This is a genomic window from Waterburya sp. (assembly GCF_058530065.1).
The window spans coordinates 23,687-37,586 of sequence record NZ_JBZNBU010000356.1; the positions used below are offsets into that span (position 1 = coordinate 23,687).

Consider the following 13,900-nt stretch of genomic DNA (forward strand, 5'->3'; position numbering starts at 1 on the left):
CTTGATTATAGAGGAGACTTGAGGGTAAAAACTGTAATTTCTGGGCGACTATTAAAGCGTAAAGATAAACCTGTCATTCCCAAACCTCGATTGGTATATTCGAGGGTATCTCCTACTTGATTTAAACCTGCATAATATTTTCTTCCCCCAAAAGGTAAGACTAGAGGATCGATAAAAGGAAAGCGGATTTGTCCTCCATGAGAATGTCCTGAGAGTTGAAGGGCAAATTGATTAGTTTTAGCACTTTGCTGAATATAATCAGGCTCGTGAACTAGTAAAATGCTAGGGGCATTATCTGGTAATTTTTCAATTACTCCTTGAAGATCGGGTTTACCCCAATAAGGGTCATCAATTCCTGCAAAAGCTAGTTTATTTTTACCCCGCTCGATCGCAACTACTTGATTATCTAAATTGGTTATTTTACTTTTTTGTAGAACTCTTTTAAGTTTTGTTAGTCTTGTTGTTTGATTTCCTTTAAGGTCGTGATTGCCTAAAACTGAAAAAATTCCCGCATGGGATTTGAGTTTACTGAGATTATTGATTAATTTTCTAGCATTGAAACTTTTATATTTAGTAATAAAATCTCCTGTAATAGTAATAGCATCGGGGTCTTGTTCATTTACCAGAGCGACAATTCTTTGAAACCTTGACTCTGGCATGAATTTATTAGCATGAATATCGCTAATTTGGACTATTTTAAAATTATTAAATGCTGGGCTTAAATTGGTAATTGTTAAGTTTATTGGTACAATTTGAATCCAATTAGGCTCAATTTTAGCAGCATAAATATAGGTAAAAAAAGATAAAACTAAAATGATAACAGTAAAATTACCGAGCCATTTACTTATAGCTTGGCTCATATTTTTATAATTAATAGCTACCATCAGTAATTTTTTAGTTTTGCTAAATTAATCAATACCATTCCATCTTAATCTTCTTATTAAGAACTAACCAATCAATCAAAAAAAACATCAGATCGACAATTATGAAACACGCAATTATTACGGGAGGTTCTAGCGGAATTGGCAAGGCTACAGCCAAATTACTAGCTCAACAAGGAGTAAATGTTTCTTTAATAGCTCGCGATCTGGCTAAATTAAAACTAGCTCAACAAGAAATAAAGCAAATAACTCTCAATCCAGAACAAAAAATCTCAATTTTTGTTGCTGATGTTTCTCAGAGAGGGGAAATCACCACTGCGATAGAAAATGCGATCGCCGAATTAGGAACGCCCGATCTCTTAATTACTTCTGCTGGAATTGCTCATCCTGGCTATTTTAACGATATACCAATTGAGGTTTTTGAAAGAACTATGGCAGTCAATTACTTTGGTTCTTTATACGCGATTAAATCGGTATTACCAGCAATGGAACAAGCGCAATCGGGAAATATAGTCTTGATTTCTTCTGGTGCTGGTTTGATTGGAATTTATGGCTATACAGCTTACTGTTCTTCTAAATTCGCTCTTCGGGGTTTAGCAGAATCATTACGAGGAGAACTAAAACCTAAAAGAATTGGGGTGGCGATCGTTTATCCTCCCGATACCGATACTCCTCAGCTAGAAGCAGAAAATAGAATTAAACCTCCTGAAACCAAAAGAATTACTGCTACTGCTAAAACCTGGACTGCGGAATCTGTCGCCCAAGAAATTATTCAAGGAATTAAACAAGGAAGTTTTACGATCGCCCCTGGAGTAGAATTAACTCTGTTAAATCGTTGGCATAGCGCAATATCTCCTTTATTGAACTGGTATTTTGACCGCCTTACGAAAGATTAGTTTATAGTTACTCTACTGAATTTATTAATTTAATTTTTGAGCAACAATGGTTCGATGTCTGGGACTATTAATTGTAATTTTAGGATTGGCAAACCCCGCCTGAATCAAGGATTTTTCCAGATCCAAATTAAAATATTTATCCAAATAGGGTTCGGTACTTTTAAGCAAAGTCAAGATATAAGGAGGCATTTTTAAAAATACTTCAGATTGAGGATTCATATCCATGATTGCCAAATAACCTCCAGGACTTAATAAGCGAAAGGCATGATTAATAATTGCTTCGGCAGCAGCGGTTGGCAATTCATGAAATACCAAACAGGCAGAAACAAAATCAAAACTATTCTCAGGCAAATTTGTACTCTCTGCAGCAGCATGAACCCATTTAATATTTTGATTATTCTGTTGAGATCTGTATTTTGCTACCGCCAAAAAGTAGGGCGAAAGATCTACTCCTGTCAATTTAGCTAAGGGATAAATTTCTTGTAGAGCAAAGGTACTCATACCAGCCCCACAACCCAAATCAAGAATATTTTGTGGGACAAGATCGAGATTATCTTTAATTGCTTGACTGTAGCTTTGACGCAGCATCGAATCTCCTTTTACATCGCCTTTAGACCAAATTTGAGCGTGAACTGCCCGAGAGGCAGATTCCACTTCCCAAGCTGCTTTCCAAGTTAAATTACCTTCATCATAAGCATGAAATGAAGTAGTGTAATATTCAGGATATTTGAGATCGGGATTTTGTATTGCTGCTAAATCCTCATCCCAATTACGATCGCTCAACTGTTTGACATTGTCTCTCCAAGGGACTCCGATAGATTCCGCCCGTTCGATCATCATGTTGCGCGCGCGAGCTTTGGCAAATTTGGCTAAGGGAGTAATTCCCAAAAGAATATTTACCATACGAGAAGCTATACCAATTTGAGTATTAGATGTAGTAGCAGTCATTGAAAAATATTTGGGATGAAATTATTAAATTAGCAACTATTCTAAAGTAAGTGAGTGGCTAATTCATAGCAGTCAATAAGCATTTGTTCTCAACCGTATCCAGTTTGAAACTGGTAGTTTATAGAATAACTGTTGATGAGTAGCCCTCAAGAACTAACTTCTCTCTTAACGATCGAATCAATTTTGTACAACCACCTATGCTACCTGTAAAAGAAGCCGAAGCTAATATTCTAAATTTAGTTAGAGTTTTAGATCCTCAAAAAGATAGAGAAATAGTCAAATTGGAAAACGCCCAAGGCAGAATTTTAGCTCAAGAAGTGAAGGGAAAACTAGATTTTCCCCACTGGGATAATTCCGCAATGGATGGCTACGCGGTGCGCTATGAAGATGTCAAAAACTGTAATGCCGACAACCCCCTTACCTTAGAAGTGATGGCAGAAATAGCAGCAGGAGATCGCCCTAATCTAGAGCTAAAATCAGGACAAGCAGCCCGTATCTTTACGGGAGCAATGTTGCCCACAGGGGCGGATACGATTGTCATTCAAGAGAATACTACTAGAGAAGGAAATCTAGTAAATATTCTCTCTGCGCCCCAAGATCGAGAATTTGTCAGACATAAAGGAGCTTTTTATCAAGCAGGAAATCCGCTTCTCGACCCAGGAATTCGGGTAAATGCCCCTGAAATAGCGGTATTAGCTACCGCCCAATGTACCGAACTATCGGTCTATCGTCATCCGCGAGTAGCAATTTTATCTACGGGAGACGAATTAGTTACCCCAGAACAAACTTTAAAACCAGGACAAATAGTAGACTCCAATCAATATGCTTTAGCTAGCTTTGTTGCGAGCAATGGGGCAATTCCCCTTAAGTTGGGCATCGTACCTGATGACCCAGGAAAATTAAAAGATGCGATCGCTGATGCCATTAAATCGGCAGATCTGGTTTTATCGACTGGCGGTGTATCCGTAGGAGACTATGATTATGTGGACAAAATTCTCGCAGAATTAGGAGGAACACTACACATTCGTAGCGTAGCGGTAAAGCCAGGAAAACCCCTAACTGTAGCTACTTTTGAAGACAACAATTGTTTGTATTTTGGTATCCCTGGAAATCCCGTTTCGGCTTTAGTTAGTTGTTGGCGTTTTGTTCGCCCCGCACTGTTAAAACTAGCAGGATTGAATCATTACCAACCCTCCTTTGTCAATGCCATTAACCGTCACGATCTTAAAGCTAGTGGCAAGCGAGAGACTTATCTTTGGGGAAGACTGGATTTAGTAGACGGTAACTATGAATTTGCTTTAGCTGGGGGCAGTCATAGTTCGGGTAATTTAATTAATTTAGCTCAAACTAACGGTCTGGCGATCGTTCCTCTCGATCGCCAGTTTATCCCTGCAGGAAGCAAGATTACAGTCATGTTGAATTCATAGTCATTCATTACTGAATATTAGATATGTAAATCTAGAATTTATTTTTCAGCAAGATTGATTAAACTCTAGTAGTTAGACCCCAAAATATTAATTAAAAAATTAGAATAGGCATCAATTACCCCAAGCGATCGTATTTAAAGATCCAGATAGTTTATCTTGCTCTAAAAATAATTAATATATGTCTTTAAAATCTAAATTTCATCACCCACGAATAAGAAAGCTACTATTAGGCTTAATGGTATCTGTGCTGGTTATTGCCACCACTTCGACCCCCGTTATCAGTCAAGGCAAATATAATTACGGAGAAGCATGGCAAAAATCAATTCTGTTTTATGAAGCGCAGCAAGGGGGGAAGTTACCCGAATGGAATCGAATTCCTTGGCGAGATGATGCGACTTTAGACGATGGCGCGGATGTGGGAGTAGATTTAAGCGGTGGTTGGTTTGATGCGGGGGATAATGTTAAATTCAATTTCCCGATGGCTTATAGCGTTACTACCTTAGCTTGGGGAGGAATTGAATATTACGATCTTTATCAAAAATCGGGTCAATTGGACGAGCTATCGAACAATATTAAATGGGTAACCGACTACTTACTAAATTCTTTTGCTAAGGATAAGCCTGGAGAATACGTACTTTACGGACAAGTGGGTAATGGCAAACTAGATCATCAATGGTGGGGTGCAGCGGAGGTAGTTCACTATCAAATGGATCGACCAACCTATAAAATCGATACTAGTTGTCCTGGTACAGATTTGGCGGGAGAAAACGCAGCAGCTTTAGCTTCTAGCTCGATTTTATTTAGGGCTAATGGAGATTTAGAATATGCCGATTTATTGGTGGAACAAGCCGAAAAACTGTTTGATTTTGCCAGTAATTATCGCGGTAAATATTCTGACTGTTTAAAAGCAGCAGTCCCTTTTTATACTTCTGTTAATGGCTATCAAGACGAGCTTGTTTGGAGTGCGATTTGGCTGCATAAGGCAAAAGAAGCTCAAAATGATGGTTATTCGGGAGAATATTTAGCTCTGGCTGAAGCTGAATATCAAAACATGGACAAACCTTTTAACTATACCTATCAGTTTGATGATAAATCTTATGGGGTTTATATTCTCTTAGCTCAAGAAACAGGAAAATCAGAATATCAAAAACGCGCTGAAGCTTGGTTGAATTTTTGGACTGTAGGATATCAAGGTCAAAAGATTAAATATACTCCTGGAGGTTTGGCTTTCTTAGTTAAATGGGGATCTTTACCTCTATCGGCAAATACTAGCTTTTTGGCTTTTATCTATAGTGATTGGTTGCAAAAAACTCAAGGAAAATCTGCTACAAGTCAGAGATATCGAGATTTTGCCATCAGTCAAATTAATTATATTCTGGGAGAAAATCCCGATCGTCGCAGCTATATCATTGGCTACGGCGATAATTATCCTCAAAATCCCCACCACCGCACCGCCCATGGAAGTTGGCTCGATGATGTTCGTCAACCCCAACAAACGCGCAATCTTTTGATGGGTGCATTGGTAGGAGGTCCAGATGCAGAAGAAAAATGGGAAGACGATCGCAATGATTGGGTGAGGAATGAAGTAGCAGTTAGTTACAATGCGGGTTTGGTAGGTGCTTTAGCCAAGATGTACGATCTATTTGGCGGAGATCCTTTGGCAGCCATAACTTTTCCTCAACCTAACCAGCCTGAAATTTATGTTGAGTCTCAAACTTCCAAAAATAGTCAAGGAACAAAGATCGATTTAACAATCGTTAATAAATCTGCTAGTCCTGCTAGGGGCTTGGAAAATCCAATAGTACAAGTCTTTTATGAAAAGCGATCGCAACCAATCGAGAATTTATCTGTTGTTACATTTTCTGATGATTGTGCTAATGCCAGTGCTAAAGCAGTAAAGCTCCAACAAGATAATTTTTATTCTGAAGTCACTTGTGGCAACACAACAATTTATCCTGGAGGTAAAAATAATTATCAAAAGCAAATTTCTCTTACGGTTAGTGGGAGTCAATCTACTAATAATTTATTGAGTAGTGTAGAAAAGTTTTTTGCTAAACCTTTTGCTAAACCTTTAGTAATATCGAAGATCTATTTATTTGATGGGGAAGAATTAATCTGGGAATCAAAATCTTAATTTGATGTTCATTAGGGTTAAGCTAAAATTCTAGATTTAGTTATTAGTTTTTAACAATCTATCGACTTCATGGTTAAAACTTCTCGTGCAATTCTCATTTTAGCTTTGAGAGAATTTGGTTCTGGACGACCATGACCATCTATTCCATAATAGCTATCAAAAACTGATTGATGATTAATTCCTGGTTGAGTAAATTTTTCGATATAGTTTTGGTAAAACTTAAAGTTTCTGGGATATAATTTATCGTTGATATTTGCCAAAATATAGATATTAGGAATGACTTTTAAGTCTTGTTGAAATCGTTTTAAACAAGATAATTGTAATCCAAATTTATCTAGTGCTTCTTGAGGTTCTTGCAAATTAAAACAAGCTCCAATAATATCTTTACGATATTGAATATTAATTTGACTGTTAACAGCTAAAACATTAGTTTTGGCTGTTAGATAGGTACTACTTAATAAAGCTCCAAAAGTTCCTGCTGAAGAACCAAAGAATAATGTATTTTGTAAGCTAATCTTAGCGAGATTAATAATTTTTTCGACAACTCGGGCAATTACTTCGGGAAAGTTAACTTCTGGAGAACCTACATAATAACTTGAAGTTAGTTCTGGTAAGAATTGCCCAGGATCGCTAACACTAATAGTAGACAAGTTATTATCGGAAAAAGCTGAAGTAGAACCTTCAAAAACAATTTTCTCTTGGGATAACTGATAATCTGCTAAATTATAATTTTTATACTTAGGATGTGCACTTTGAAAATGAACGTTCAATTGTGACGATCGCTCTTTTAAATAGCAGAAAATATAAAAATATTTAGAGCCATATAATTCTTGGTTATTAGAGTAATAAACTTGATAAATTAGAGGTTCGCCAATAAAAATATCTTGCGGTTGAATGCCATCTGGATCTGAAGTAATTTGAATAGTTCTAAATAATTTGGGTAGATAACCAAAAATTTTTAAATTCTGCCAGCGATTATTAACTTGAAAACTATAGGCAATTAGTTTAGCTATTTCCTTAAAATTATTTTCTTGTTGAAATTGTTCTAACTTGGTTTCTATCGTTTGATTCAAAATATTTAGCCCTCATCTTTACCTAAAACCTTATGGGTTTAACCAACAAAACCGATTTAATCGGTCTTTTGATCTCCTTGCCCTCTTGGTCTACTCTGCCATAAATAAAGCGATCGCCATAATAAAGACTGACAGAACTTCCTCCATCCAAATTTATGGCTTTTACTGCCCCCATGTCAGCCAAGCGATCGCTTAATTCCTGAAGAGAAGCACCCGAATCAAGGGGTTTATCGGGGATTTGAGCGACCATTGCTAAAATAATATCTCCTGCCGCCGTAATACCTACAGCACTTCTAGCATTGCGACTAGCAGAACCGATCGCATCGCGGATTTTTGTTCCATCCTGATAATCGATAAATGCTTCGGCTACAGAAGTATTTTCTGGCAATAAACTAGGCCCTGCCCCCAAAGAATCAATTAAGGTACAATTAGGAAGTATGGGTGAGGAATGTAACTGTATGTCGTATTGCAGTTTGCCTCCACAATTATAAGAGCGCAATTCGGCTCGATTTAAAATTTTACTTAAATACTGTTGCAAATCAGGATTGTCCATCAATCTAGGGTTAAAACGAGGATCGGCAACAATTCGATCGCCTTTGACGATAAAAGAAGTAGTCTTGTGATTGATAGGATCGAAATAACCGCCATTAATCGCAGCCATTACATCATCTTCCGACTGACTGACAAAATCTGCCATCGGCTGAAGCCCACCCGAAACCACGGGAACAACTGCATAATTGCTTTGATGGGGAATAAAAACAGTGTGAATTTGATAGTGCGATCGATCTATAACTTCGTAGCGAATTGAATTATTTAAGCTTTTTGCTTTTTGAAATAGGCTATCAATGCCCAAAGACAAACTAACCCCCAAAATAATCAATACCAAAAGCAAAACTTTATCGGCTTTTTGACCATTGCGATCGAACATTTTTATGGGCAACTAACAACTAACTCTAACTACTTCGGATAATAAATTAAACCAACACCTGCTTTATTCTTGCGAGTAAAAATCGCTTTATCAGCAATCAATTCCTTAAGATAGATCTGAATCATCGAAATAGGGCGATCGATCGACTTGCAAATCTCTTTAATTGTAATTCCTGTAGCCCTCGATTGAATTAACTTCAAAATTCGTTCGCGAGTATTAATACCAGGAGTAGCACTAATTATTTTAATTTCAATCACGGATATTAAATTCTTTTAGTCTTCTAAAAAGCAAGCGATCGCTAAAAGATTTATCCGCCACGAACATACTCTAACGGACATAACTTATAGCTATCCCCGCAGTTATAGCCTCAATTTTCGATAGTGACGACAGAAAATATACTGAATTAGCGGATGGGGCAAACAATCGCTTTCCCCTACTATTACTTTTGCCTGGGGAATGTAGGTAAGTCGATCGCAGCTAAAGATTTGGGCTGGGCTTTAGCAGAAGACTTAGATACTGCTTCTTTTTTGGCTTTTTTATTTTGAGGAGTAGATTTAACTTGAGATGCACCCCAAGTAGCGATTTCAGCTGCGGTTTTAATAGTTTCGGAAGGGGGGATTTTTTTGGCAGCTAGAGGCAAAGGCTTAGTTTGAGGTAAAGAAATTTTTGGCTCGGCATTGCTGGGATTAGACCAAGGTTCGATCGTTCTTCGATCGCTTTGATGGTGAAGTACTGAAGGTTTGGGTGGAATAGTCGTGGTTTTGGGGGGAATAGTTGTGGTAGTTTTACGGTCTCGTTGTAATTCTGCTTTATATTGAATAGCCAACCTCTGTTGTCTTTCCAGTTTTGTTTTTAATTCTTGAATTTGCTGTTCTTTAATAGTTAGTTCTTCGGTTTGGCGATCTCTATCTGTTTGAGATTGAATTGCTAACTGCTGATGTTTTTCTAGTTCGATTTGTAATTCTTGAAGTTGTTGATCTTTAATAGTTAGTTCGTAATTTTGGCGATCGCTATTTTCTTTTAGCAGAGTACATTGTCTCTCTAGTTTTGCAGTTTGCTGCTGGGAAAATTGATATTGTTCGCCTAGGGTATTGATGCGGATTTCTTTCTGGTTGACGGTTTGCTCCAAGCTGGTCAATTGTCGGTCAAATAATTCTACTTGCTCTTGATATTTTTGGATCTCCGATTCTTGTTGGGCGACTAAAATATCGCTACTACGAGCTTTTTCTAATTGTTTCTTAAATTTGTTGTCTAGATCTGATAATTCTTGTTCGATGCGAAATACTTTTTTGAGTAATTTACGATTGTACTCTCGCAGCTTATGGGCTACTTTTTGCCAATTCATGGAAGTATTTGACGAGCTTTCCGATTCGATTGTTGTAGCATTACTTATGGTTGAATTATCTGTTTGAAAGCCACCATTTAAGGGTGAATTACTATTATTAAAATTAGATATATTTTCCTGGGCTATTGTTTCCTCTCTTTGTCGATCGCGACTGCTATCATTAATAGCATCAAATATAGATTCGGGATTACAAGGATTGGTATTGTCGTAAGCTTCAGTCATAATTGTTTATATCTAAATATCTCTCAACAGTTGGAACAAAAAGAGCTAAAATTTAAGTAATTACTCTTAATAGCTATGTATGTTTTTTAGCTAAGTATTGATTAGTATCAGATGATTTTAGTTCAGTATAAAGATAAATCGAAATATTTGGAGATTTTTCCTAATTAGCTTTAGATTTTGCTAGCTACAGCTTATACTTTGTCCTTAAAAATGCCAAGTTTAGTTAACCTTTAACAATTATTTCTCTTAATAATTCTTGATGGATTTTAGCTCTGTCTGTTAAAGACTGAATTTTAAGACGATTGAGTTGACTTTCTTGGCTCAAAATTTCACCCCATTGATGGGCAATTTGGCTAGAATCGGTTGGCAAAGCTGCTAATTCATAGCCTGGGAGATCGATTTCAGTCATTAATTGAGTTACTTTAGGATCGTAGCTGAGACCAAAACAACTACAACCTTCTGCTGCTGCCATAATTAAGCCGTGCAAGCGCATTCCAATCGCCATTTTTACTTCTTTAAATAAACCTTTAAGTTTTACTGGATCGTCAAGGTTCATCAGAGAAGTATTATTTGCTATGGCTGCGGAAATTTGTCGAGCGATTGCCATATCTTGAGTTGGTTGGAAAGGAATAATGACAATATGACTGCTGGTTTGTTGTTGAAATTCTTGGATAGCTCGAATTAGAATCTGCAAGCGACGCTCAGTTAGAAGAGGATGGGAGCGCAAAATAACTGCAACTTTAGGGCGATCGATTTCGTTTAATTGCGATAATTCCGATCCTGGCTGACTTGTCATCGCCCAAACTGGATCGGGAGCAATAATCGATTCAATTTGCCAAGAGTTTAATAATTCTGCCGAAGCGTTATCTCTAACACTAATAGCATCGCAACCAAGTAATACCTGCTTAGTTAGCCAACGGGTCAAAGATTTGTTTAAAGGTCCAATTCCTTGCGCCCAAGCAATGGTTTTTAATCCTCTCTGTTGAGCCAAAGCCATCATACCAGCATAGTAAATCGGGCTGGCTAGACTGGTAGCATCTTGCATCAAACTACCACCACCCCAGATAAATACTTGACTTTGTTTGAGAGCGTTAAGAATGGCAAAAGTAGACTTGCGATCGCAACTAGCTACCCCATATTTTTTCTTGGTAGCTTGAGGATTTCCCGACAAAACTATGGGAGTCACCCCTTCTGGCAACATTTGTAATAAAGAGACAAGTAAGGCTTCGTCTCCTGCATTACCCATGCCATAATAACCACACAATACTGCTTTTACATTTACCATTTATCATTCGCCATCTAGATTATTTTAATCTCGATCTTATTCATGGATAATTTAATTGTCGATCGCGCCTTGGCTCAATATCAATACTATCAGTAGCTATATGAGTGAGTTTGCCCTAACGCTATGGGCTTGGGAACTGACAGGTTTGGCAACGGTTTTCGCTTTAGTAGGATTTTTCTCTCTGCTACCGCGTATTTTTATTGCGGGCATCATAGTCGATCGCGCCAACCGCAAACACTTAATGATGTTGGGTGATGCGATCGCTGCTGGTTCAACTCTGGCAATCTTAATTCTTCAAAGGCATGGGGATGAGAGGACTTGAACCTCCACTTTAGCATTTTTTTGACGCTATAGCGTAAGCTCAAGCACTTGCTCACTAACGTTTTGAAGCAAAGTGAGCAAAAAGTGAGTAACGATTATAACTACGAAATAGGTTACGAAAGTCTACAAAGTGAATGGAACATACAAAAAAATCGTTGCTCTTTGATAGCAAGTGAAAATTAGTGAATTAGAAACAAAACATGAAGAAGATGATTTTTTTATCATATATTTAGCGACGTTTTTAGAGATCGCGATCGCATTAGCTATTTTTCAGTCTCAATAATGCTTATTCCTCAAGAGTTTTTGATTAATTATGTCCGTCAATATAAGGTTACAGCAGGAGAAATAGAAGCTTTATCAGCAGCTTTGATGGGAAAAACGATTGCGGAAATCGCCGAAGAATTAAATATTCAACCCAATGCAGTGCGAAAGAGATTGGGGGAGATTTACCAAAAATTTGAGATCGAAGGAAAAGGACCAGGAAAACTAGTTAAACTGCAACAATTATTAGTCCGAGCCTATCAAGAACAAACTGCCACCAAAAAAGTAGTTTTAGTTTGGTCGGGAGAAGTAGGAAAGCAACTAGCGCAAGGTTTTCGCGAAACTATTTTTCAACATCCTCGAATTGAAATCATTGTCTGTCGGCAGGATCTAAGCGCGCCAAGATGGCGCAATGAAGTAGAATTTGTTTTAAACAATGTTGTTTTGGGTGTTTGTTGTTTGAGCAATACGACTACAGCCATTCATCTAAATTTTGGTTTTTTGTTGGGTAAGGTCAAGCAAGTCAGGCTATTACAATTTCGACAGTCTTTACCCGAAATATTGACCGATTTTCCAGCGATTAATGCCGAAGATAAAGCAGAATTGCAAGACTTATTACAGGAATTGATGGGAATTTCCGAAGCTAAAACTTGGGTTGATTATCAATTTTCTCAATGGCAAAATAGATTGCGAACCATAGCAGTTTTGCCCACATCTTCCATTGGCGATCGCAACTGGGTCAAAGTCACTAGTAACCTTGAAGGAGCAATTGCCGCTTTAGAACAAAATCAATATATTCGGGAAAATGAGTGTTTTCAACAAATCGTACTTCATTCTTTAGCAGAAATAGATTGTCAATTGGAGACAACTCGCACTTCCCATTTGATTCCTGCAAGTATGTATCCGAATTATTTGATGTCGCTGCAAAAGCGATCGCAAATTCAAATCAAAGCTTTGACTTTGGTAGATCGAGACGAAGATTTTTGGCAACAGGAAATGGGCAGAGAAATTCGTTCTTCCACTCAAGCAGAAAGCGTGCGAGTTTTTGTGTTTGCGACTCCTCGGGTGTTTGAGGGTAACTTTGAAATTTTATTAGAACACGCAGAGAAATATCGAGTCCGAGCCGTGAGCTATCAAAAGCTATCTCAAGATTTTCCCGAATATTGTCGGAGTTTTGGCATTATTATCGCTAATTCGGGCAGTAAGCTTTTAGCTGAATATATTGATCGCCATACTATTAAATACAATCGTTTCTCGGCGGATCTAGCTGAAATTAACCAGCACGAGCAGATTCTTGCTGCCATTATTAATAGCGCGATTGAAATCAGTCAACCCTCTCATTTACCCGAACCAGAAGAGATTTTGTCACAAATGCGGGAAATTCGTGATTTGGTTTTCGAGCGATCGCGTTTTGCCGTTAAATCCGTTGGTATTTCTCAATATCTCAATATTGAAAATTATGACCGTTGCCAGCATCGACGGGAATTTTTTCAGCCCTTAGTAGAGGAAATGTTGGCTATGTTGCATCAGCATCAAGGCAAACGGAATAAAATGCCTCGTATCTTAGAAGTTGGCGCGAAAACAGGTCATTTTACTCGCTATTTGGCTGCAATTGAAGCGGATATCTGGGCTTTAGAATTAGATTGGGTCTGTTATAAAAAACTCGAACACAATCTCCAACAGCAGCAATTAGATATTACTCTCGAACACAAAGATAGTTGTGCTTACGATCCTCCCTATCAGTTTAACTATATCTTTTCTTGTTTGGGCGATCGCCATATAGATTTAGCGGATAAGGAAAAGTATCTTAAAAACATCAAACGCAATCTCAAGAGAGGAGGGTTATTGATTGTTGGGGATGAATTTTTGCCGCCCTACGAAGATCGAGACAGTTATACCCGTCAAACAGCAGTAGAAATTTATCATAACTATCGTTGGGAATTGGCAAAACAACAAGGAAATTCAGAATTAATCGCTTTAGCTACAGAAACTGCTAACTGCGCCAAAATCAATCGGGGAGACTACAAACTAAGTTGCGACCATTACGAAGGTCTACTTCGCAAAACAGGATTTACTTTTACCAAGCAACAAGTTGATTCTAGTATTTACGAACAGCAAGGAGGAATATTTATTTACAAGGCATGGTTAAGTATTTAACATTGAGTGGCTTATGGGGAAA

12 protein-coding genes are annotated in these 13,900 nt (G+C 37.7%); 5 read left to right on the forward strand and 7 right to left on the reverse strand.

The features are described 5' to 3' along the window. Positions 1 to 5: 5 nt before the first annotated feature. Positions 6 to 860 carry a metallophosphoesterase gene (locus AC33VI_RS21335; RefSeq protein WP_491784282.1) on the reverse strand — a complete coding sequence of 285 codons (855 nt, stop codon included), beginning with the start codon at positions 858 to 860 and terminating at the stop codon, positions 6 to 8. Between the two features lie 125 nt (positions 861 to 985). On the opposite strand from AC33VI_RS21335, the gene AC33VI_RS21340 reads away from it, so the two are divergent. Next, positions 986 to 1,777 carry an SDR family oxidoreductase gene (locus AC33VI_RS21340; protein ID WP_491784283.1) on the forward strand — a complete coding sequence of 264 codons (792 nt, stop codon included), beginning with the start codon at positions 986 to 988 and terminating at the stop codon, positions 1,775 to 1,777. Between the two features lie 24 nt (positions 1,778 to 1,801). On the opposite strand, the gene AC33VI_RS21345 is transcribed toward AC33VI_RS21340, so the two are convergent. Further along, complete coding sequence (locus tag AC33VI_RS21345; RefSeq protein ID WP_491784284.1) at positions 1,802 to 2,725, reverse strand: methyltransferase domain-containing protein; 924 nt, start codon at positions 2,723 to 2,725, stop codon at positions 1,802 to 1,804. A gap of 197 nt (positions 2,726 to 2,922) precedes the next feature. Between AC33VI_RS21345 and AC33VI_RS21350 the strand changes: the two genes are divergently transcribed. Together AC33VI_RS21350 and AC33VI_RS21355 are read left to right on the forward strand one after the other, a co-directional pair. Then, positions 2,923 to 4,152: a molybdopterin molybdotransferase MoeA gene (locus tag AC33VI_RS21350; protein ID WP_491784285.1), complete on the forward strand. Its 1,230-nt coding sequence runs from the start codon at positions 2,923 to 2,925 to the stop codon at positions 4,150 to 4,152. A 178-nt stretch (positions 4,153 to 4,330) separates the two neighbouring features. Further along, entirely contained in the window at positions 4,331 to 6,286 is a 1,956-nt protein-coding gene (locus AC33VI_RS21355) for a glycoside hydrolase family 9 protein (protein WP_491784286.1), read from the forward strand. Between the two features lie 50 nt (positions 6,287 to 6,336). Here the strand turns inward: AC33VI_RS21355 and AC33VI_RS21360 are convergent, their stop codons facing one another. From AC33VI_RS21360 to csaB, 5 genes are all read right to left on the reverse strand, one after another. Next, a complete protein-coding gene (locus tag AC33VI_RS21360; protein ID WP_491784287.1) occupies positions 6,337 to 7,359 on the reverse strand; it encodes a hypothetical protein in 1,023 nt (340 codons plus the stop codon). A 22-nt stretch (positions 7,360 to 7,381) separates the two neighbouring features. Continuing rightward, positions 7,382 to 8,287, reverse strand: a complete 906-nt coding sequence (locus AC33VI_RS21365) for a phosphodiester glycosidase family protein (RefSeq protein WP_491784288.1) — start codon at positions 8,285 to 8,287, stop codon at positions 7,382 to 7,384. Positions 8,288 to 8,316: 29 nt separating this feature from the next. Then, positions 8,317 to 8,544 carry a winged helix-turn-helix domain-containing protein gene (locus AC33VI_RS21370; protein ID WP_491784289.1) on the reverse strand — a complete coding sequence of 76 codons (228 nt, stop codon included), beginning with the start codon at positions 8,542 to 8,544 and terminating at the stop codon, positions 8,317 to 8,319. Between the two features lie 182 nt (positions 8,545 to 8,726). After that, positions 8,727 to 9,854: a hypothetical protein gene (locus AC33VI_RS21375; protein WP_491784290.1), complete on the reverse strand. Its 1,128-nt coding sequence runs from the start codon at positions 9,852 to 9,854 to the stop codon at positions 8,727 to 8,729. 223 nt (positions 9,855 to 10,077) lie between these two features. Further along, on the reverse strand, positions 10,078 to 11,139 hold the full coding sequence (gene csaB / locus AC33VI_RS21380) for a polysaccharide pyruvyl transferase CsaB (protein ID WP_491784291.1): 1,062 nt from the start codon (positions 11,137 to 11,139) through the stop codon (positions 10,078 to 10,080). A gap of 55 nt (positions 11,140 to 11,194) precedes the next feature. On the opposite strand from csaB, the gene AC33VI_RS21385 reads away from it, so the two are divergent. Then, on the forward strand, positions 11,195 to 11,461 hold the full coding sequence (locus tag AC33VI_RS21385) for a hypothetical protein (protein WP_491784292.1): 267 nt from the start codon (positions 11,195 to 11,197) through the stop codon (positions 11,459 to 11,461). 281 nt (positions 11,462 to 11,742) lie between these two features. Further along, complete coding sequence (locus AC33VI_RS21390; protein WP_491784293.1) at positions 11,743 to 13,878, forward strand: methyltransferase domain-containing protein; 2,136 nt, start codon at positions 11,743 to 11,745, stop codon at positions 13,876 to 13,878. Positions 13,879 to 13,900 lie beyond the last annotated feature (22 nt).